Genomic DNA, 19,781 nt, shown 5'->3' on the forward strand with positions numbered 1-19,781 from the left:
CTACTCTACAGTCACGGATTTCGCGAGGTTGCGCGGCTGGTCCACGTCAGTGCCCTTGGCCTCGGCCGTGTGGTAGGCGAGGAGCTGGGCCGGGACGGCATAGAGGACCGGCGTCAGGATCGGGTCGATCTCGGGCAGGATGATGGTGTCCCAGACACCATGGCCGCCTTCTTCTGCGCCCTTGCTATCGGTCACGAGAAGCACCTTTCCGCCGCGCGCCATGACTTCCTGCATGTTGCTCACGGTCTTGTCGAAGAGTGCATCGCGCGGGGCGAGCACCACCACGGGCACATGCTTGTCGATCAACGCGATGGGGCCGTGTTTGAGTTCACCGGACGCATAAGCCTCGGCGTGGATGTAGCTGATTTCTTTGAGTTTCAGCGCGCCCTCGAGTGCGAGTGGATACATAAGGCCGCGGCCTAGGAACAGGATATCGCGCGCCTCGGAAAGTTTGCGGGCAGCACGGGTCAGCTTGGTCTCAATCTCAAGCGCGTTGTTGAGGATGCCCGGCAAGGTTTGCAGCGATGCGAGTTTTTCTTGCAGGTCTTCCGTGCTCAGCGTGCCGCGTTCATGCCCGGCTTTGAGCGCGAGCAGGAGAAGCACGGTCAACTGACAGGTAAAGGCCTTGGTCGAGGCAACGCCGATCTCCACGCCGGCATAGATCGGAAGGGCAAGATCGCTTTCGCGTGCGATCGAGCTCTCGGGGACATTTACGACTGAGACGATCTTGTCGGCCTTGCCGGCGCAGTAGCGCAGCGCCGCGAGTGTATCGGCGGTCTCGCCGGATTGGCTTACGAAAAGGGCGACAGTGCCTTTGCTCATCGGCGGTTCGCGGTAGCGAAATTCTGAGGCGATATCGACTTCGACCGGAATACGCGCGATCTGTTCGAACCAGTACTTGGCCGTCAGGCAGGCATAGAAGGCCGTGCCGCAAGCCACCATGGTCAGGCGTTCGATCTTGGTAAAATCGAGGCCGGCATCAGGGAGCACGATATCGCTTTCGCCGCCGCCGAGGTAATGACGGATCGCGTTGGCAAGGACGCTCGGCTGCTCCGCGATTTCCTTGGCCATAAAGTGTTTGTGGCCGCCTTTGTCGACATGCGCCTGATCAATGGCGATCTCGCGCAGTTCGCGGGTCACGCGGGTTCCGTCAACGTCTTGGATCTCAAGCGAGTTGCGCGTCAGAACGGCGCTATCGCCTTCTTCGAGATAGGTGATCCGGTGGGTCATCGGTGCAAGCGCGATGGCGTCCGAGCCGACATACATCTCGTTGTCACCGTGGCCAATCGCGAGGGGAGACCCTTTGCGGGCGGCGACGATCAGATCGTCCTCGCCCTCGAACAGGAAGGCCAGGGCGAACGCCCCATCAAGGCGCGAGAGCGTCTTGCGGGCGGCCTCGACGGGTGGAAGGCCTTCGTCGAGATAGCGCTGGGTCAGAAGTGCGACGGTCTCGGTGTCGGTTTCCGTGCAGCATTCAAAACCCGCTTCGGCGAGTTCTTGGCGTAGGTCGCGGAAATTTTCGATAATACCGTTATGCACCACGGCGACAGGGCCAGCCTTGTGCGGGTGAGCGTTGCCGACCGAGGGGGCGCCGTGGGTGGCCCAGCGTGTATGACCAATCCCGGCACGGCCCCGCAGCGGTTCATGGACGAGAAGATCAGAGAGGTTCACCAGCTTGCCAACTGCGCGACGGCGATCCAAAGCACCGTCGTTCACTGTTGCGATCCCGGCGCTGTCATACCCACGATATTCAAGGCGTTTCAGCGCCTCGACGAGGATCGGAGCGGCCTCGTGTTTACCAAGTACACCAACAATTCCGCACATTATGCGCTCTCCTTATCGCGTTTAACCTTCTTGGATTTTAACAATTCGAACAATTTCCGCGCCATGCCGGCTTTGTTGACCTGTTTCGCGCGTGCCAGAGCCAAGGCTTCCGCCGGGACATCTTGTGTGATCACCGAACCGCTTGCTGTCATGGCGCCATCACCAACCGTAACGGGGGCGACGAGCATTGTGTCGGATCCGATGAAGGCCGACTTGCCGATGGTCGTCTTGTGCTTCATCACCCCATCATAGTTGCAGGTCACGGTGCCCGCGCCGATGTTGGACGCGGCTCCGACGGAGGCATCGCCGATATAAGACAGGTGATTGACCTTGGCCCCCTCATCGAGGGTTGCGTTCTTGATCTCGACGAAATTCCCGATCCGCACATCTTCGGCCAGTTCCGCGCCCGGACGCAGGCGGGCATAGGGGCCGACGATGGCGCCGCGCGAAACGTGGCAGCCTTCAAGGTGCGAGAAGGCGCGAATGTGCGCGCCGCTTTCAATCGTCACGCCGGGGCCAAAATAGACGTTCGGCTCGATGATCGTGTCGCGCCCAATGACCGTATCATGCGAAAGCATGACGGTTGCGGGTTGCTGCATGGTCACGCCGAGTTCCATCAGAGCGCGACGGGCGCGGGTCTGGAAGATCTCTTCCGCGTCAGCAAGGTGGAGACGAGAATTGATGCCGAGGGTTTCTTCTTCGTCGCAGGCAACGGCGGTCACGGACAGGCCACGATCGCGGGCAATGCCGACGACGTCGGTGAGGTAGTATTCCTCTTGCGCGTTGTCGGATTCGATTTCGGCGATCATCGAGAAAAGAGATTTGCTATCTGCTAGCATTACGCCGCTATTACAGAAGGTTATCGCGCGTTGCTCATCTGTTGCGTCAGCATATTCCACGATGGCTTCGAGGCTGTTTCCTTGCATCACAAGCCGGCCATACTTGCCCGGGTCAGCGGCCTCGAACCCGAGCACTACAACTGCGTTTTCGCCCCGCGCGTCGGCCATGCGGGCGAGTGTTTCAGGGCGCACAAAGGGCGTATCTCCGAAGAGGACGATCACGTCGCCTTCGAAATCGGCGAGTGCTTCGCGGGCGGCATCGACGGCGTGGGCCGTGCCTTTCTGTTCTTCCTGAAGCACAACCGTGGCGTCGGGATCGTGGTCGGCGACGGTGGCCTTCACAGTGTCAAACCCGTGTCCGGCGACGATCACCACGCGTGCTGGATCGAGAGCGGCCCCAGATTGCATGGCATGGACCAGCATCGGCGCACCGGCGATCTCGTGTAGCACTTTCGGAAGATCGGACTTCATCCGGGTGCCTTTGCCAGCCGCGAGGATGACGAGTGCAATATTCATCGGGTTTCCCTTTGAAATGACGTTGCGGCCGTTTTATCGGTTCGCGGTATTGGTGCAAGGGCGATATCTATCAATTCGCGTTACCGGGTGTAACAGCGGTGGGCGATTCATTGCCAAGGTGAAAGGAACGGTATGCGAACAGTGGTTTTCGATCTCGATGGGACGTTGGCAGATACGAGCGGAGACTTGCTCGCGGCGGCGAATGCCTGTTTTCGGGACATGGGGTTTGGCGATGTTCTCGGGGTAGGACGAGACGAGGCGATCGCGCTACGCGGAGGACGGGCGATGCTCACCGCAGGGCTCGAGAGGCTCGGGCGCATGGATGCTGTCGTTGTCGATCGGTATTACCCTATGTTGCTTGAGGCCTACGGTCGCGCAATTGCCGATCACACGGTGCTGTATCCCGGCGCGCTTGAGGCGGTCGAGGTGCTGGCGTCGCGTGGCTATGGCGTGGGGATCTGTACGAACAAGCCTGAGGCATTGGCTGAACAACTCATGCAGGCGCTTGGAGCGCGAGACGCGTTCGGGGCGCTTGTCGGAGCGGACACGCTTCCGGTGCGCAAGCCTGATCCGGAACCGCTGCGCGAAACGGCGCGCCGTCTTGGGGGGGATCCGGCCAAAACGATCCTCATTGGGGATAGCGACACCGACCGCAACACAGCGCGCGCCGCTGGTGTGCCGTCTGTCCTTGTGACCTTCGGGCCGAGTGGTGCGGATATGGCGGCGTTGGAGCCGGAGGCGCTACTTGAAGACTATGCCGATCTGCCGGACCTTGTTCAGGAGTTGATCGGGCGGAATAGCTGATCCGTGAGCGGCGCGAGCCCGGTTTCGGGCAGCGCGTCGATGGCGGTTTCGAGCGCGGTGGCGCGGTCCCGTCCGAGGACGGGATCGGCGTAGGCGTGGAACTTCGAGCGGATCTCACCAGGCGAGGGTGGGGCGGTCGCGTCCCAGCGCGGCTCGTGCCAGTCGCTTTGATGTGTTGTGCCATCGGCGAGGGTCAGCGTTGCGCGCGCAAAACGGCGCAACGGGAAGGCATCGTTGGCGTGGTCGCTCTCGCGCATGATCATGGCGGCGGAAAGACGGAGCACTTCGGGATCCGAAAGCGCGGCATCAACAAGGTGTTCGGGGCGCACATCGCCATGGACGAGGGCAACGGCGGTTGGGAAGCTCGTGGAATATTGCGCTTCGTCGCCGCGCTTTGGGTGTGACGTCGCGAGGCGGATGGATTCGTGGAACGTCTCGACCTCGATTCGGGCGATGTCGGCGGCGGCAATCCTATGGCTGCGTTGCAGGGACAGGGCGGCCTCTATCGGGGGTTGGGCCCAGCGGCAAACAGGATAGGGCTTGAAGTATTGCTCGAGCATATACCAGCGCGTGCCAAGATCGGCCCAAGGCTCAGTCACCTCTTCGACGATGAGCGCTGGTGCGCCGGTAAAGCCCTTGGCGGCGAGGCGGGCGGCGGAGATGCCTGCCATCGCGCCCCAGCCCGCGCCGTCCTTGACCATGGTCGGGTGGTCGATGCAGCGCATCATCTGGCTTCGAGGGCCGTGGTATTCGGCGATGCCAAGGGCGTGGCGAGTTTGGTGCGGGGAAAGCTGCATGATCCGGGAGGCTACGGCTGCGGCGGCCACGGCGCCCCAGCTTCCCGACGTATGATAATCCGGTGCCGTGGCGTGTTGGGCGATGGCGGCGCGGGCGCCAATTTCGTAGCCCACGACAACGGCGGTTAGGAAATCACGGCCTGTCGCGCCTGCCTCATGCGCGGCATAGAGCGCGGCCGGGATCATCGGCGCTCCGATATGGCCCTTGGAGGGGTTGAACCCGTCATGGCCGTCTATGGAGTCGATGGTGATCCCGGCGGCGAGGGCTGCGCCAAGGGGGCTTGCTCCGCGGCCATCATAGAGGAGGGGCATCTCACCGCCGAAATCCTCATACGCGTGATCGCGAATGATGCGGGACATGTTGGTGCGCATCCCTGCCGCGCCGATACCGAATAGATCAAGCAGGTGCAGCGGCACTTGCGCGCGCACGGTTTCGGGCAGGGTCTCCCACGTCAGGTCATGTAGAAAGGCGATCGGGTCGTGCATCTTGTCCTCCCTTTGCGTGTTAGCGTGGCACGGCGTGGTCTCTGTAAATCGTCCGTTCGCGACATTTTGCACGGGTGCCGGGCCGCCTTTAGGGGATCGGGGGGCGCATTCCGGCGTTGACGGGCGCGCGGGGGCAGGTCAAGGATCAGCCCATGACAGAGCGTTTCCCAGAACATTTCACTGGTAATTTCACCCAACAAGAGCCGATCCCCGACGAAGGGATCGCGGCGGCGCTCGAGGTGCTGCAAAGCGGGCGATTGCATCGCTACAATTTGGTCGGGGATGCGCCAGGCGAGGTTTCCCTTCTTGAACAGGAGTTCGCGGCGCAAATGGGGGCAAAGTATTGCCTTGCCGTCGCTTCGGGGGGATATGCGCTTGCCTGTGCTTTGCGTGCGTTCGGGGTTGGGCCGGGGGATAGAGTTCTGACCAATGCCTTCACCCTGGCGCCGGTGCCGGGGGCGATTGCCAGCGTCGGGGCCGAGCCTGTCTTTGTTGGGGTGACCGAGGACCTTGTGATCGACCTCGAAGATCTCGCGGCCAAGGCCGACCGCGCGGATGTGCTGATGCTTTCCCATATGCGGGGGCATATCTGTGACATGGATCGGCTTATGGAGATCTGTGACGCGGCGGGCATTCGTGTGATTGAGGATTGCGCGCATACGATGGGCGCGAAGTGGCGCGGCACGTGGTCAGGGCGGCATGGTGTCATGGCGTGCTATTCGACGCAGACCTATAAGCACGCGAATTCCGGCGAGGGCGGGCTGCTCATAAGTGATGATGATGCTTTGATGGCGCGGGCGATCATGCTGTCGGGGTCCTATATGCTCTATGAACGCCACCTTGCGCGGCCTCCGGTGGAGGCCTTTGAGGCGGTGAAATACGTCACCCCCAACATTTCGGGGCGGATGGATCATTTGCGCGCCGCGATCCTGCGGCCGCAATTGCGCGATCTTGACCAGCAGGTTGCACGGTGGAATGCGCTTTACTGGGTCGTGGAAGACGGCTTGCGGGGCACGCCGGGATTGACCGTCGTGGAGCGGCCCGAGGCGGAGAGCTATGTCGGCTCGTCGATCCAGTTTCTTCTTCTGGATTGGGGCGAGGGACAGGTCGAAGAGGTCTTGCGGCGCTGTGCGGCGCGGGGCGTGGAACTCAAATGGTTTGGTGGTGCCGAACCTGTGGCGTTCACCTCGCGCTATGACTCGTGGCGCTATGCGGCGGCAGAGCGGATGCCGGAGAGCGACCGTGTCTTGGCGGGCATTGTCGATATGCGCTTGCCTTTGACTTTCACGGAAGCAGATTGTGCTCTGATTGCGCGGATCATTCGGTCCGAGGTTGGCACGGTTTATCAAGGGGGGTAGGGGCGTTGCCCCTCGGCCTGCGGCCTCACCCCAGAGTATTTTCCAGAGAAGAAGCCCTAGCGTAGGCGCGTGTAGAGGCGTGCGCCGAAGCTCAGGGCTGCGTAGAGCGCCAGTACGAAGGCGAGCTGTGCCGGGGCGTGGCGGGCTTCGAAAATCAGGATCAGGACGGCGCCTGTAGAGAGACCGAAGATCGACAGGAGCGTCATGGCGGGATGTGCGCCCGTCTTGCCGCGATGGACGTGGTTTGCCCAAGCCATGAGGATCGACACCAAGAGGAAGGTAATCGAGCCGAACTCGAGGATCAGGCGCAGATCGCCAATGAGGATCAGGAGCGCGGCAAAGCCCGCCATCGTCAAGACGGCCGTGCGGGGGATGCCAGAGCGCCGTTTCTCAAGGCGGGCGGGAAAGAAACCGTCGCGTGCGATCACCGACATGAGGCGTGAGGCGCCAAAGAGTGTGCCGGAGATGGCGCTCATGGTGGCGAGAAGGGCGCCCGCGATGACAAGCTGTGTGCCGATCGGGCCGAGGATGTCCCCGGCCCCTGCGGCGAGGGCGTGTTCCTGATTGGCGATGATGTCAGCGAACGGGATGGCGAGCACTGCGCCGATGGCGATCACCACATAGACCAGAGTTGCCAGCGCCACGGCGGTATAGATCGCGCGGGGAATGTTTTTCTCGGGCGCGGTCATCTCGCCCATGGCGTGGATCACAAGCTGAAACCCCTCATAGGCGACAAAGGTCACGGCAGCGATGGTGACGATTCCGAAGAGCGGCAGGGCAGGGTCCGGTCCCGCGAGGTCGGGGAGTGAGGCGCGGGCATTGCCCCAAAGCACGCCCGCGACGATCAGGAGGATCACGATCTTGGAATAAACCATGAGATCTTCGATGCGGCCCATGCCACGGGTCGACCAGATGTTGATCCCGGCGAATGCGGCGATGACGGCAATTGCCACAACGCGGCGGAGAGTGTCGTCGTCGGAAAAAGGGGCGATGGCGTAGGAGGCAAAGGTAAAGGCATAAAGCGCAATGGTCGCGATATAGCCGAACACCACCCACCAACCGATTAGTGCGGCAGCAAAATCATGTCCGGGGAAGCTCAGCTTGAAGAACGCGTAGGTGGCGCCCTCGTCGCGAAAATAGAGCGCCAGCTTGACATAGGAATAGGCCGCGAGTGCCGCCACTGCGCCACCGAGGGCGATGGCAAGGGGTGTCCAGACACCGATTGTCGCCACACCAAGGCCAAGCACCGTGAAGATTCCGCCCCCGACCATGCCGCCCAAGGCGATCGCGATCAGTTCCGTCAGGCGGAGAGGTGGGGCGTCAATCGGGCGGTCAGGGCGCATGGCATCGCATTTCTCAGGGCCGTTGCAAGAGGTTTGGCATGAAGGGTCCGGCGGGGCAAGCGCGTGTACGCAGACCTGTAGAAATGCGGGGTGGGTGGAAAACTATTGACCGGAATCGGTGTGCGGCGTAGTTATATGAACAAGTGTTCAATAAAGTGCCGGGCGGGAGGCCCTTAAGGCGCTTTGGGAGAGATGGCGGTTTTCGCAAGTCCAATCGGCGGGTTTTCGTGAAACGCTTTAATGGGAGAGTTTGAACGATGTTCATGCACACGATGAGTTTCGACCTCGGAGAAGACGTCAACGCGATGCGCGAGATGGTGCACCGTTTTGCACAAGAGCGGATCAAGCCGATGGCGGCAGAGATTGATCAGAAGAACGAGTTTCCGAACGAGCTTTGGAAAGAGTTTGGCGATCTTGGTCTTCTCGGCATCACCACGCCAGAGGAATATGGCGGGGCGGGCATGTCCTACCTTGCGCATGTGATTGCGGTCGAAGAGATCGCGCGGGCTTCGGCGTCAGTGTCGCTCAGCTATGGCGCGCATTCGAACCTTTGCGTCAATCAGATCAAGCTCAACGCGACGCATGAGCAGAAGCAGAAATACCTTCCCGGCCTGATCTCGGGCGAGAAGGTCGGGGCGCTTGCCATGTCCGAGCCGTCCGCCGGGTCCGACGTGGTCAGCATGAAGCTGCGCGCTGAGAAGAAGAACGACCGCTATGTGCTCAACGGGAATAAGTATTGGATCACCAATGGCCCGGATGCCGATACGCTTGTCGTTTATGCCAAGACCGATCCGGACGCAGGGCCCAAAGGCATCACCGCTTTCATCATTGAGAAAGAGATGAAGGGCTTCTCGACCTCGAACCATTTCGACAAGCTCGGGATGCGTGGGTCGAACACGGCAGAGCTCGTCTTTGAAGATGTGGAAGTGCCTTTCGAGAACGTGCTTGGCGAAGAAGGCAAGGGCGTGCGCGTCTTGATGTCTGGCCTCGATTATGAGCGCGTGGTGTTGGCAGGCATTGGTACCGGCATCATGGCGGCCTGTCTCGATGAGGTCATGCCCTACATGGTCGAGCGCAAGCAGTTCGGCCAGCCGATCGGGAACTTCCAGCTCATGCAGGGCAAGATTGCCGATATGTACACCAAGATGAACTCGGCACGCGCCTATGTCTACGAAGCGGCCAAGGCCTGTGATCGCGGCGAGATCACGCGTCAGGACGCGGCGGCTTGCTGTCTTTACGCGTCTGAAGAAGCGATGGTCGTGGCGCACCAGGCGGTGCAAGCCTTTGGCGGTGCGGGATATTTGAGCGACAACCCTGTGGGTCGGATTTTCCGCGATGCCAAGTTGATGGAGATCGGCGCGGGCACCTCGGAAATCCGCCGCATGCTCGTCGGTCGCGAGATGATGAACAAGATGAGCTGATCTGTTTGGCTCGCAGCTCGCGGGCCAAATCGACAAGATGGGCGCCTATCTAGGGCGCCGTGGGAGACATGTTCGATGGGGCGCGCGACGGCGTCTTGCGGACACATAGGAGACGCGGCAATGAAACTAGAGTCCAAATTCATCCCGACCAGCGACGATGCGCGCCAGAACCGGGAGGCGCATCTCGAGGCGCTGGGCGTGGCGGCCGAGGCGGCTGCGGCAGCGACGGCGGGTGGCGGGGAGCGTGCGCGCGAACGCCATGTGAGCCGGGGCAAGATGTTGCCGCGTGAACGGGTGGCGAACCTGCTCGATCCGGGTGCGCCGTTTCTCGAGATCGGGGCGACGGCTGCGCATGATATGTATGACAACGCTGCGCCGGGCGCAGGGGTCATTGCCGGGATTGGCCGGGTGCAGGGGCAGGAAGTCATGGTGGTGTGCAACGACGCGACCGTGAAGGGCGGCACCTATTTCCCGATGACCGTCAAGAAACACCTGCGCGCGCAGGAGATCGCAGAGCAGTGTCAATTGCCTTGTATCTATCTCGTGGACTCGGGCGGGGCGAACCTGCCGCAGCAGGATGAGGTTTTTCCGGACCGCGATCACTTCGGCCGTATCTTCTTTAATCAGGCCAATATGAGCGCCAAGGGCATTCCGCAGATTGCCGTGGTGATGGGGTCTTGTACGGCGGGTGGCGCCTATGTTCCGGCGATGTCGGATGTGACGATTATCGTGAAAGAACAAGGCACTATCTTCCTTGCCGGGCCGCCGCTTGTAAAGGCGGCGACGGGGGAGGTCGTCTCTGCCGAAGACCTTGGGGGCGGCGATGTGCATACGCGGCTTTCGGGTGTGGCGGATTACCTTGCCGAGGACGACGCGCATGCGCTGGCGCTGGCGCGGCGTGCGGTGGGGCATCTCAACCGGTCCAAGCCGAGCACCGTGACTTGGCAGAGCCCAGAAGAGCCGGCCTATGACCCGGAAGAAATCCTTGGCGTGGTGCCTGCAGGGCTGCGCACGCCCTATGACATTCGCGAGGTGATTGCGCGTGTGGTCGATGGGTCGCGGTTCGATGAATTCAAGCCGCGCTTTGGCGAGACGCTGGTCACCGGCTTTGCCCATGTGAAGGGTTGTCCGGTGGGGATCGTGGCCAACAATGGCGTGCTCTATTCCGAAAGCGCAGCAAAGGGCGCGCATTTCGTAGAGCTTTGCTCGCAACGCGGTATTCCTCTGGTATTTCTGCAAAATATCACTGGCTTCATGGTCGGGCAGAAATACGAGGCGGAAGGGATCGCGCGGCATGGGGCCAAGATGGTCACCGCTGTGGCGACCACGAAAGTGCCGAAAATCACCATGCTTGTCGGCGGCTCCTTTGGGGCAGGGAACTATGGCATGGCCGGGCGCGCCTATAGCCCGCGGTTCCTGTGGACATGGCCCAACAGCCGCATCTCGGTGATGGGCGGAGAGCAGGCGGCGGGGGTCTTGGCCACCGTGAAACGCGACGCGATCGAGCGCCAAGGCGGGGAATGGTCGGCCGAGGAAGAGGCGGATTTCAAGAAGCCGACGCTCGATATGTTCGAGCATCAGAGCCATCCTCTCTATGCTTCGGCACGGCTTTGGGATGACGGGATTGTCGACCCGCGCAAGACCCGCGACGTGCTTGCGCTGAGCCTGTCGGCCTCGCTCTGCGCGCCCGTGGAAGAGACGAAATTCGGCGTGTTCCGGATGTAAAACCGGGGTCTGCATCGCGTCGGTATCACGTCGGTATTGCGTCGGTGCGCCTCAAGGCCCGGACAAGGCCAAACCAGATAGGGAGTTGAAATCATGTTCAACAAGATCCTGATTGCGAACCGGGGCGAGATCGCCTGCCGGGTGATGGAAACGGCCCGGAGCATGGGCGTTAAGACCGTGGCGGTTTATTCCGATGCGGATGCCGAGGCCAAGCATGTGGCAATGGCGGACGAAGCGGTGCACATCGGCGGCGCGGCGCCGGCGGAAAGCTACCTCAAGGGCGATGTGATCATTGCGGCGGCCAAGGAAACGGGGGCCGAGGCGATCCATCCGGGCTATGGCTTCCTGTCGGAGAACCCGGATTTCGTGGATGCGGTCGAGAAAGCCGGTTTGGTCTTTATCGGCCCATCGGCGGAGGCGATCCGCAAGATGGGTCTCAAGGATGCGGCCAAGGCGTTGATGGAAGAAGCCGGTGTGCCGGTCGTACCGGGCTATCACGGGGACAATCAGGATGCGGCGTTCCTTGCCGAGCAGGCGGGCAAGATCGGCTATCCGGTGCTCATCAAAGCCGTGGCGGGCGGCGGCGGCAAGGGGATGCGCCTTGTCGAGGACGCGAAGGACTTTGCCGATGCACTGGCCAGCGCACAGGGAGAGGCGACGACGGCCTTTGGCAATCCGGACGTGCTCATCGAGAAATATGTGACCCAGCCGCGTCATATCGAGGTGCAGGTCTTTGGCGATGGCACCCACGCGGTGCATCTTTTTGAGCGAGATTGCTCGCTTCAGCGGCGTCACCAAAAGGTCATCGAAGAAGCGCCCGCACCGGGCATGAGCCTTGAGGTGCGTGAGGCGATGGGGCAAGCGGGCGTGCGCGCGGCCGAGGCCATCGGCTACAAGGGCGCGGGCACGGTCGAATTCATCGTGGACGGCTCGGACGGGCTGCGCACGGATGGGTTCTGGTTCATGGAGATGAACACGCGACTACAGGTGGAGCATCCGGTGACCGAGGCGATCACGGGCGTGGACCTCGTGGAGTGGCAGCTCCGTGTGGCGGCAGGCGAGAGCCTTCCGGCAGCGCAGGATGAGCTTGCCATTTATGGCCATAGTTTCGAGGTCCGTCTTTATGCCGAGGATGTGCCGAAGGGCTTCCTTCCGGCGACCGGGACGCTCTCGCATCTGCAATTCCCGGACGGGGCGCGTTCGGACAGCGGCGTGCGCTCGGGTGACACGATCAGCCCCTTCTACGATCCGATGATCGCCAAGATCATCACCCACGGGCCGACCCGTGCCGTGGCGCTGTCGCGGATGAAGACCGCGCTTTCGGAGACGCAGGTCGGCGGTACGGTGACGAACCTTGCGTTCCTCGGGGCGCTTTGCGGCCATGAGGGCTTTGCTGCCGGGGAGGTCGATACCGGCCTCATCGCGCGTGATCTCGACAGTCTTGTGCAGGATATCACCCCGAACGCGGCGCAGGTGGCCTGGGCCGGAATGGCTGCGCTTGGGCTTGATACGCTGGCACCGGTCGAAGGGGGGTTCACCCTTTGGGCGCCGCTCGCCCGCGCGGTCAAGATGTCCCATGGCGAAGAGGTGTTCGACGTGAAGGTCATGATGGACGGCGCGCACCGGGCCGAGGTTCTGGTCGGTGAGACGACAGTCAAGGCAGAGCGGATCGGTGGCGGTTGGCATTTCGACGGCAAGCGCGCGGCGCCGGTCGTGGTCAAGGGGGGCAAGGTCAGCCTTTTTGCCAACTACGGGATCGAGTTTGACGTGGTGGATCCGCTTCAGGTCGCGACGGAAGCCGGGGCGGGAGGCAATGTGATCGCCGCGCCGATGCCGGGCCTTGTGAAGGCGATTTTCGCGGAAGCCGGCCAAGAGGTCAAAGAGGGCGACCGCCTTGCGATCCTCGAAGCGATGAAGATGGAACACTCGCTTCTTGCGGTGCGCGACGGGGTGGTGGCCGAGGTTCTGGCCCATGCCGGCGATCAGGTGCAGGAAGGTGCGGCGCTGATCCAGCTTGTGGAGGAAGAAGAGGACGCGGCGGCATGATCCGCCTGCATCATATCCCGTTCTCTCGCTCTTTCCGGATTCTCTGGCTTCTCGAAGAGATGGGGCTTCGGGCCGAGCTCAAGAGCTATGCGATTACCGATGGCTCGTTGCGCGCCGCCGAGTTCAAGGCGATCTCGCCCGTGGGGCGGGTGCCTGCGCTCGAGATTGACGGGCAGACGATCTATGAGAGCGGGGCGATTGTTGAATACCTGACCGAGACGCGGCCCGAACATGGGTTGGGGCGGCTGCCGGGGGATGCGGAGCGCGTGCCCTATCTTGAGTGGCTGGGCTTTGCCGAGACGCAGGCGAGCATCATCGGCTCGCTCAATATGCAACAGCTCTTCATGGGGGATCCGACGCCCGCAGCACCGGAGACGATCCAGCTTGAGACCGCGCGGCTTGCCTCGACGATCAAGGCGATGGACCGGGTGCTTGAGGCGCGCGACTGGCTCTTGCCGTCAGGGTTCTCAGCCGCGGATACAATGATGGGGTTCAATCTCTTTGCTGCGCCTTATTATGTGCGGTTCGACAAATACCCGAATGTTGCGGCCTATGTAGAACGGATCGCGGCACGGCCTGCTTATCGCGAGGCGCGCGCGCTTGATGGCGAGCAGAGTTTTTACCGCAAGGATTTCTATGAGGTGCCCAATGGCTGAGACGGTTGAGATTTTCGAGATGGGGCCGCGCGATGGCCTGCAGAATGAAAAGCGGCTGATCCCGACGGATGAAAAAATCGCCTTGGTCGATTGCCTCAGCCGGGCCGGGTTTCGCCGGATCGAGATTGCGAGTTTCGTGAGCCCGAAATGGGTGCCGCAGATGGCCGATAGTGCGGATGTGCTTGCCGGGATCACGCGGGCCGAGGGCGTTTCTTATGCGGCGCTGACGCCGAATATGCGCGGCTTTGAGGGCGCGGTGGCGGCCAAGGCGGATGAAATCGCGGTGTTCGGGTCGGCCTCGGAAGGGTTTTCCAAGGCCAATATCAACGCCAGCATCGCGGAATCGATCGAACGCTTTGTGCCAGTGATCGAGGCTGCCAAGGCGATTGGGCTGCCGGTGCGGGGCTATGTGTCTTGCGTCACGGACTGTCCCTATGACGGCAAGGTTGCGCCGGAGAGCGCGGCGCGGGTGGCGAAGATGCTTTTTGATCTTGGGTGTTACGAGGTTTCCCTTGGCGACACGATCGGACAGGGCACGCCGGAGAGCATTGGAGCGATGCTTGATGCGGTGATTGCGGAGGTGCCAGCCGAGAAGCTTGCCGGACACTATCACGACACGAGCGGCCGGGCGCTCCTCAATATCGAGGCCTCGCTTGAAAAGGGCTTGCGCGTCTTTGATGCGGCGGTCGGCGGTCTGGGGGGATGCCCCTATGCGCCGGGCGCCAAGGGCAACGTGGCGACGGAAGCGGTTCATGAGCGGCTGACGGCGCTTGGCTATGAGACAGGCCTTGATGCGACGGTCCTTGCCGAAGCGGCGGGGATGGCGCGCGAGATGCGGAAGGGAGACTGAACATGTTTGAGACAGTGACGATCGAGACGGATGCGCGGGGCGTCGCGACGCTGACGCTCAACCGCCCGGAAAAGCACAATGCGATGTCGGGGCAGATGCTCGACGATCTGAAAGCCGCGGCAGAACAGCTTGCGGCGGATGACGCGGTGCGGGTGGTGATCCTGACCGGTGCGGGCAAGAGTTTCTGTGCGGGTGGTGATCTTGCGTGGATGCGGGCGCAGATGGATATGGACCCAGAGACGCGGGGCCGTGAGGCGCGCAAGCTCGCTGAGATGCTTCAGGCGCTGAACACGTTGCCCAAACCGTTGATCGGCAAGGTGCAGGGCAATGCCTTTGGCGGCGGTGTCGGGATGGCAAGCGTTTGCGACGTGACCATTGGGGCGGACACGGTTCTCATGGGGCTGACCGAGACCAAGCTGGGCCTGATCCCGGCCACGATTGGGCCCTATGTCGTCTCACGCATGGGCGAAGCGATGGCGCGGCGGGTGTTTATGTCAGCGCGCCTCTTCAAGGCGGAGGAGGCGGTGACACTTGGCCTTCTCGCCAAGGCGGTTCCGGCAGAAGAGCTCGATGCGGCGGTCGAGGCGGAAGTGGCCCCTTATATGAACTGTGCCCCCGGCGCGGTGGCCTCGGCCAAGGCGCTGACCCGTGCGCTTGGACCGCGGATTGATGACGAGATCATCGACATGACCATCCAGGCGCTGGTCAATGCGTGGGAAGGCGACGAGGCGCCGGAGGGCATTTCGGCCTTCTTTGAAAAACGCAAAGCGTCTTGGGTCCGCAGCTAGGGCGCAGGTCAGACGCACTGAGATTCTTGCTAGCGCAAACATCGTTTCGCCCGCCCTGCAGTTTTTGCCGGGCGGGTTTTCTTTTTGATCGGCAGACAATACCGCCAGCGCGCTTTTGGCGCAGTTCACGCGATTCGAGACGAATCCAAGGTGACAGATGCATGTTTTCGCATCTGCGGAATTTTCCCTTTGCAAGCGCGGCAAGGGCCGGAAAGGGAAAGAAAATATTTCCTGCCACATTTTCTTGCGGCGCGCAAAACGCTGCGCATACCGTTGTATATGTTGAAAAATCGCAACGATTTCATGAATGTGAATATGTCCTGTGCGAGTTGACCCCCAAGGGGGGCAGGATTAAACCCTTCCTTAGTCACATCAGCCATTTGACTGCGCACCCTCGGGCACGCGCATGAAAGGAGCCACACTTGGAAGAGATGCTGCGGGAATATCTTCCCATTCTCGTCTTTCTGGCCGTCGCTGTCGCACTAGGCCTCGTCCTGATCCTCGCCGCTGTTGTTCTTGCCGTTCGTCGGCCCGACCCCGAGAAGGTCAGCGCCTATGAATGCGGCTTTAACGCTTTTGACGACGCGCGGATGAAATTCGACGTTCGGTTCTACCTTGTGTCGATCCTGTTCATCATTTTCGATCTCGAGATCGCGATGCTGTTTCCGTGGGCCGTGGGCTTCAAGGACATCAGCATGGTCGGCTTCTGGTCGATGATGGTGTTCCTCGGGGTTCTGACCATCGGCTTTGCCTATGAATGGAAGAAGGGAGCCTTGGAATGGGAGTGATGACAGGAGCCAACACTGCCGGGGCCGACCGCGAGGTCGCCACGCAGGCGCTCAACACCGAATTGCAGGATAAGGGCTTTATCCTGACCTCGACCGAAGACATCATCAATTGGGCGCGCACCGGCTCGCTGCACTGGATGACCTTCGGGCTTGCCTGTTGCGCGGTCGAGATGATGCAGCTTTCCATGCCGCGGTATGACCTCGAGCGCTTTGGCACCGCGCCGCGCGCCAGCCCGCGCCAGTCGGACCTGATGATCGTGGCCGGGACGCTTACCAACAAGATGGCCCCGGCGCTGCGCAAGGTTTATGACCAGATGCCGGAGCCGCGTTATGTTCTGTCCATGGGCTCTTGTGCCAATGGCGGGGGCTATTACCACTATTCCTATAGCGTCGTGCGGGGCTGTGACCGGATTGTGCCGGTCGATGTCTACGTGCCCGGCTGTCCGCCCACGGCGGAGGCGCTGCTTTATGGCATCATGCAGTTGCAACGCAAGATCCGCCGCACGGGGACGATCGAAAGATGAGCGACGAGGCACTGAACGAACTTGGGACGCATATCGAATTGAAGCGTCCGGATTGCGTGCTTGGCTGGGACGTGAGTCATGGCGAGCTGAACGTGGATGTGGTGCCCGGCGGCATTGCGGGTTTCGTGGAGTTCCTCAAGACCGATGCTTCCTGCCGCTTCACCCAGATGCTCGACATCACGGGCGTGGATTACCCAGAACGCGCCAAGCGGTTCGACGTGGTTTATCACATGCTGTCGATGGCGCAGAACCAACGCATCCGCCTTCGGGTCTCGGTGCGCGAGGACGAGGTCGTGCCGTCGATCACCGGCGTCTTCCCCTCGGCCGATTGGTACGAGCGTGAGACCTTCGATATGTATGGCATCATCTTCAGCGATCACCCGGATCTGCGCCGTCTGCTGACGGATTACGGGTTCCGTGGCCATCCGCTGCGCAAGGATTTCCCGACCACGGGCTATACCGAGGTGCGCTATGACGAGGTGCAGAAGCGCGTTGTGTATGAGCCGGTGAAACTGCCGCAGGAATACCGCCAGTTCGACTTCATGAGCCCATGGGAAGGGGCGCAATATATCCTTCCGGGCGACGAGAAAGAGGGGGCGAAATGATGGACGGCTCCAAAGGTTTCGAAGACGCCCTGACGGGCGAGCAGAAAATCCGCAACTTCAACCTCAACTTCGGCCCGCAACACCCGGCGGCGCACGGGGTTTTGCGGCTTGTGCTCGAGCTTGACGGCGAGATCGTGGAACGCTGCGATCCGCATATTGGCTTGCTGCATCGCGGGACGGAAAAGCTCATGGAGAGCCGGACCTACCTGCAAAACCTGCCGTATTTCGACCGTCTCGATTACGTGGCACCGATGAATCAGGAACATTCCTGGTGCCTGGTTATCGAGAAGCTTGTAGGCATTGAGGTGCCGCGGCGTGGTCAGCTTTTGCGGGTTCTGTTCTCAGAGATTGGCCGTATCCTGAGCCACCTTCTCAACATCACCACGCAGGCGATGGACGTCGGCGCGCTTACCCCGCCGCTTTGGGGCTTTGAAGAGCGCGAGAAGCTCATGGTGTTCTACGAGCGCGCCTGTGGTGCGCGGATGCACGCCAACTATTTCCGCCCCGGTGGGGTTCATCAGGATGTGCCGGACAAGCTTCTTGATGATATCGAGGAATGGGCGATCGAGTTCCCGTCGATGATCGACGATATTGACGGGCTTCTGACCGAGAACCGCATTTTCAAACAGCGCAACGTCGATATCGGCGTGGTGGATCGCGACTCGGTCGAGGCCTATGGCATGACCGGCGTCATGGCGCGCTCGGCGGGGCTTGCTTGGGATTTGCGCCGCGCGCAGCCCTATGAATGCTACGACGAGTTCGAATTCCAGATCCCGGTTGGCAAGAACGGCGATTGCTATGATCGCTACCTGATGCGCATGGAAGAGATGCGCCAATCCACGAGCATCATTCGCCAGTGCATCGTCAAGCTGCGCGAGGCGACCGGGGATGTGCTGGCACGTGGCAAATACACGCCGCCGAAGCGCACCGAGATGAAAACCTCGATGGAGAGCCTGATCCATCACTTCAAGCTTTACACCGAAGGGTTCCACGTGCCTGCGGGCGAGGTCTATTGCGCCGTGGAAGCGCCCAAGGGCGAGTTCGGCGTTTACCTTGTCGCCGATGGCACCAACAAACCCTACCGCGCCAAGATCAGCTGTGCCGGATATCGCCACTTGCAGGCGATGGATTACATCGCGACGGGCCATCAGCTCGCCGATGTGGCCGCGATCATCGGCACGATGGACATCGTTTTTGGGGATATTGACCGCTAATGCTTCGTCGTCTTCATTCTGAACAACCCGAGAGCTTTGCCTTTACGCCCGCCAATCAGGCCTGGGCTGAGGCGCAGATCACCAAGTATCCCGAAGGGCGGCAAGCCAGCGCTGTGATCCCGCTTTTGTGGCGGGCACAGGAGCAGGAGGGCTGGGTCACGAAACCGGCCATCGAGTCCATCGCGGAGATGCTCGACATGGCCTATATTCGTGTGCTTGAGGTCGCGTCCTTCTACTTCATGTTCCAGCTTCAGCCGGTTGGATCGGTCGCCCATATTCAGATTTGCGGCACGCTGAGCTGTATGATCTGTGGCGCGGAAGATCTGATGGAGGTCTGCAAGGAAAAGATCGCGCCGACGCCGCACACGCTTTCGGCGGATGGCAAGTTTTCGTGGGAAGAGGTCGAATGTCTTGGGGCCTGTGCCAACGCACCGATGGCGCAGATCGGCAAGGACTACTACGAGGACATGACGGCAGAGGGTTTTGCCCAGCTTCTCGACGATCTCGCGGCGGGCAAGGTGCCTGCGCCTGGTCCGATGAATGGCCGTTTCGCCTCCGAGCCGCTTTCCGGGCTGACCAGCCTTAAGGAATATGACTCGGGCCACACGAAATACAACGCCTCGGCGCAGCTTGCGACGGATATCGGCGACACGGTGAAACGGATCGACGGCACCGAGGTGCCTTTGACGACGCCGTGGGTTGGCGCGGATGGCACGGTTGCGGGGCGCTCGCCCGGCAAGGCCCAACCGCCGAAAGCCCCCGAGACCCCGAAACCGGCGGCGAAACAGGCCGAAGAGGCCAAGAAAGCCTCGAAAGCCCCGGCGAAGAAAGCCGCAAAACCCGCGGCCAAACCGGCAGCTGCGGTGGCAGAGGTCGAAGAGAAAGCCCCGGAAACGCTTGGCGCGGCGCGCGACGGCGGTGCGGACGATCTCAAGAAGATCAAGGGCGTGGGTCCGAAGCTCGAAGAGACGCTCAATGCGCTTGGCTTCTATCACTATGATCAGATCGCGAAATGGACCGAGGCAGAAATCGCTTGGGTCGATAACCGTTTGAAATTCAAGGGTCGTATCGAGCGTGATGGCTGGATCGATCAAGCAAGAACCCTTGCGGAAGGCGGCGAGACCGCGTTCTCCAAGAAAGTCGACAAGGGCAACGTATACTAAGAAGACCAAAGGACAAAGAATAGCTTAACAGGGG

At 61.3% G+C, this 19,781-nt stretch carries 17 protein-coding genes; 13 read left to right on the top strand and 4 right to left on the bottom strand.

What is annotated here, in order from left to right; all coding sequences use genetic code 11:
* Both glmS and glmU read right to left on the bottom strand, forming a co-directional pair.
* Nucleotides 1–1,824: a glutamine--fructose-6-phosphate transaminase (isomerizing) gene (gene glmS / locus MK745_RS05790; protein WP_243612331.1), complete on the bottom strand. Its 1,824-nt coding sequence runs from the start codon at nucleotides 1,822–1,824 to the stop codon at nucleotides 1–3.
* Nucleotides 1,824–3,179 (bottom strand): bifunctional UDP-N-acetylglucosamine diphosphorylase/glucosamine-1-phosphate N-acetyltransferase GlmU, encoded by a 1,356-nt coding sequence (glmU, locus tag MK745_RS05795; RefSeq protein WP_243612332.1) that lies wholly within the window; start codon nucleotides 3,177–3,179, stop codon nucleotides 1,824–1,826. The genes glmS and glmU overlap by 1 nt, the downstream gene beginning before the upstream one ends.
* 132 nt (nucleotides 3,180–3,311) lie before the next feature.
* Between glmU and MK745_RS05800 the strand changes: the two genes are divergently transcribed.
* A complete protein-coding gene (locus MK745_RS05800) occupies nucleotides 3,312–3,983 on the top strand; it encodes an HAD-IA family hydrolase (RefSeq protein WP_243612333.1) in 672 nt (223 codons plus the stop codon).
* Here the strand turns inward: MK745_RS05800 and MK745_RS05805 are convergent.
* Complete coding sequence (locus tag MK745_RS05805; protein WP_243612334.1) at nucleotides 3,956–5,266, bottom strand: MmgE/PrpD family protein; 1,311 nt, start codon at nucleotides 5,264–5,266, stop codon at nucleotides 3,956–3,958. The two genes, MK745_RS05800 and MK745_RS05805, sit on opposite strands and share 28 nt — an antisense overlap.
* 152 nt (nucleotides 5,267–5,418) lie before the next feature.
* On the opposite strand from MK745_RS05805, the gene MK745_RS05810 reads away from it, so the two are divergent.
* Complete coding sequence (locus tag MK745_RS05810) at nucleotides 5,419–6,624, top strand: DegT/DnrJ/EryC1/StrS family aminotransferase (RefSeq protein ID WP_243612335.1); 1,206 nt, start codon at nucleotides 5,419–5,421, stop codon at nucleotides 6,622–6,624.
* Between the two features lie 56 nt (nucleotides 6,625–6,680).
* Here MK745_RS05810 and MK745_RS05815 read toward each other — a convergent pair whose 3' ends face one another.
* Entirely contained in the window at nucleotides 6,681–7,967 is a 1,287-nt protein-coding gene (locus MK745_RS05815; protein ID WP_243612336.1) for an APC family permease, read from the bottom strand.
* Between the two features lie 257 nt (nucleotides 7,968–8,224).
* Here MK745_RS05815 and MK745_RS05820 point away from each other — a divergent pair, with 257 nt between their 5' ends.
* From MK745_RS05820 to MK745_RS05870, 11 genes are all read left to right on the top strand, one after another.
* Entirely contained in the window at nucleotides 8,225–9,388 is a 1,164-nt protein-coding gene (locus MK745_RS05820) for an isovaleryl-CoA dehydrogenase (protein ID WP_243612337.1), read from the top strand.
* A gap of 120 nt (nucleotides 9,389–9,508) precedes the next feature.
* Nucleotides 9,509–11,113, top strand: coding sequence for a carboxyl transferase domain-containing protein (locus MK745_RS05825; RefSeq protein WP_243612338.1), 1,605 nt, complete (start codon nucleotides 9,509–9,511; stop codon nucleotides 11,111–11,113).
* Nucleotides 11,114–11,206: 93 nt separating this feature from the next.
* Nucleotides 11,207–13,159: an acetyl/propionyl/methylcrotonyl-CoA carboxylase subunit alpha gene (locus tag MK745_RS05830; protein WP_243612339.1), complete on the top strand. Its 1,953-nt coding sequence runs from the start codon at nucleotides 11,207–11,209 to the stop codon at nucleotides 13,157–13,159.
* Nucleotides 13,156–13,815 (top strand): glutathione S-transferase family protein, encoded by a 660-nt coding sequence (locus MK745_RS05835; RefSeq protein WP_243612340.1) that lies wholly within the window; start codon nucleotides 13,156–13,158, stop codon nucleotides 13,813–13,815. Before MK745_RS05830 ends, MK745_RS05835 begins: the two co-directional genes overlap by 4 nt.
* A complete protein-coding gene (locus MK745_RS05840; RefSeq protein WP_279391745.1) occupies nucleotides 13,808–14,665 on the top strand; it encodes a hydroxymethylglutaryl-CoA lyase in 858 nt (285 codons plus the stop codon). The genes MK745_RS05835 and MK745_RS05840 overlap by 8 nt, the downstream gene beginning before the upstream one ends.
* A 2-nt stretch (nucleotides 14,666–14,667) precedes the next feature.
* The gene (locus MK745_RS05845) at nucleotides 14,668–15,453 is read left to right on the top strand and encodes a crotonase/enoyl-CoA hydratase family protein (RefSeq protein ID WP_243612342.1); all 786 of its coding nucleotides are present in this window, start codon (nucleotides 14,668–14,670) and stop codon (nucleotides 15,451–15,453) included.
* 422 nt (nucleotides 15,454–15,875) lie between these two features.
* The gene (locus MK745_RS05850) at nucleotides 15,876–16,241 is read left to right on the top strand and encodes an NADH-quinone oxidoreductase subunit A (RefSeq protein WP_243612343.1); all 366 of its coding nucleotides are present in this window, start codon (nucleotides 15,876–15,878) and stop codon (nucleotides 16,239–16,241) included.
* A complete protein-coding gene (locus tag MK745_RS05855; protein ID WP_243612344.1) occupies nucleotides 16,232–16,765 on the top strand; it encodes a NuoB/complex I 20 kDa subunit family protein in 534 nt (177 codons plus the stop codon). Before MK745_RS05850 ends, MK745_RS05855 begins: the two co-directional genes overlap by 10 nt.
* On the top strand, nucleotides 16,762–17,370 hold the full coding sequence (locus MK745_RS05860; protein WP_243612345.1) for an NADH-quinone oxidoreductase subunit C: 609 nt from the start codon (nucleotides 16,762–16,764) through the stop codon (nucleotides 17,368–17,370). The genes MK745_RS05855 and MK745_RS05860 overlap by 4 nt, the downstream gene beginning before the upstream one ends.
* Nucleotides 17,370–18,584, top strand: coding sequence for an NADH-quinone oxidoreductase subunit D (locus MK745_RS05865; protein ID WP_243612346.1), 1,215 nt, complete (start codon nucleotides 17,370–17,372; stop codon nucleotides 18,582–18,584). The genes MK745_RS05860 and MK745_RS05865 overlap by 1 nt, the downstream gene beginning before the upstream one ends.
* A complete protein-coding gene (locus MK745_RS05870) occupies nucleotides 18,584–19,747 on the top strand; it encodes an NADH-quinone oxidoreductase subunit E (RefSeq protein WP_243612347.1) in 1,164 nt (387 codons plus the stop codon). Before MK745_RS05865 ends, MK745_RS05870 begins: the two co-directional genes overlap by 1 nt.
* The last annotated feature ends 34 nt before the right edge of the window (nucleotides 19,748–19,781 follow it).

Source organism: Shimia aestuarii (genome assembly GCF_022814865.1).
Lineage (GTDB): Bacteria > Pseudomonadota > Alphaproteobacteria > Rhodobacterales > Rhodobacteraceae > Shimia > Shimia aestuarii_A.

What these genes read in the sequence shown, in the direction of transcription:
- glmS (WP_243612331.1), bottom strand. Translation starts at nt 1,824, where the DNA reads ATGTGCGGAATTGTTGGTGTACTTGGTAAACACGAGGCCGCTCCGATC.
- glmU (WP_243612332.1), bottom strand. Translation starts at nt 3,179, where the DNA reads ATGAATATTGCACTCGTCATCCTCGCGGCTGGCAAAGGCACCCGGATG.
- MK745_RS05800 (WP_243612333.1), top strand. Translation starts at nt 3,312, where the DNA reads ATGCGAACAGTGGTTTTCGATCTCGATGGGACGTTGGCAGATACGAGC.
- MK745_RS05805 (WP_243612334.1), bottom strand. Translation starts at nt 5,266, where the DNA reads ATGCACGACCCGATCGCCTTTCTACATGACCTGACGTGGGAGACCCTG.
- MK745_RS05810 (WP_243612335.1), top strand. Translation starts at nt 5,419, where the DNA reads ATGACAGAGCGTTTCCCAGAACATTTCACTGGTAATTTCACCCAACAA.
- MK745_RS05815 (WP_243612336.1), bottom strand. Translation starts at nt 7,967, where the DNA reads ATGCGCCCTGACCGCCCGATTGACGCCCCACCTCTCCGCCTGACGGAA.
- MK745_RS05820 (WP_243612337.1), top strand. Translation starts at nt 8,225, where the DNA reads ATGTTCATGCACACGATGAGTTTCGACCTCGGAGAAGACGTCAACGCG.
- MK745_RS05825 (WP_243612338.1), top strand. Translation starts at nt 9,509, where the DNA reads ATGAAACTAGAGTCCAAATTCATCCCGACCAGCGACGATGCGCGCCAG.
- MK745_RS05830 (WP_243612339.1), top strand. Translation starts at nt 11,207, where the DNA reads ATGTTCAACAAGATCCTGATTGCGAACCGGGGCGAGATCGCCTGCCGG.
- MK745_RS05835 (WP_243612340.1), top strand. Translation starts at nt 13,156, where the DNA reads ATGATCCGCCTGCATCATATCCCGTTCTCTCGCTCTTTCCGGATTCTC.
- MK745_RS05840 (WP_279391745.1), top strand. Translation starts at nt 13,808, where the DNA reads ATGGCTGAGACGGTTGAGATTTTCGAGATGGGGCCGCGCGATGGCCTG.
- MK745_RS05845 (WP_243612342.1), top strand. Translation starts at nt 14,668, where the DNA reads ATGTTTGAGACAGTGACGATCGAGACGGATGCGCGGGGCGTCGCGACG.
- MK745_RS05855 (WP_243612344.1), top strand. Translation starts at nt 16,232, where the DNA reads ATGGGAGTGATGACAGGAGCCAACACTGCCGGGGCCGACCGCGAGGTC.
- MK745_RS05860 (WP_243612345.1), top strand. Translation starts at nt 16,762, where the DNA reads ATGAGCGACGAGGCACTGAACGAACTTGGGACGCATATCGAATTGAAG.
- MK745_RS05865 (WP_243612346.1), top strand. Translation starts at nt 17,370, where the DNA reads ATGGACGGCTCCAAAGGTTTCGAAGACGCCCTGACGGGCGAGCAGAAA.
- MK745_RS05870 (WP_243612347.1), top strand. Translation starts at nt 18,584, where the DNA reads ATGCTTCGTCGTCTTCATTCTGAACAACCCGAGAGCTTTGCCTTTACG.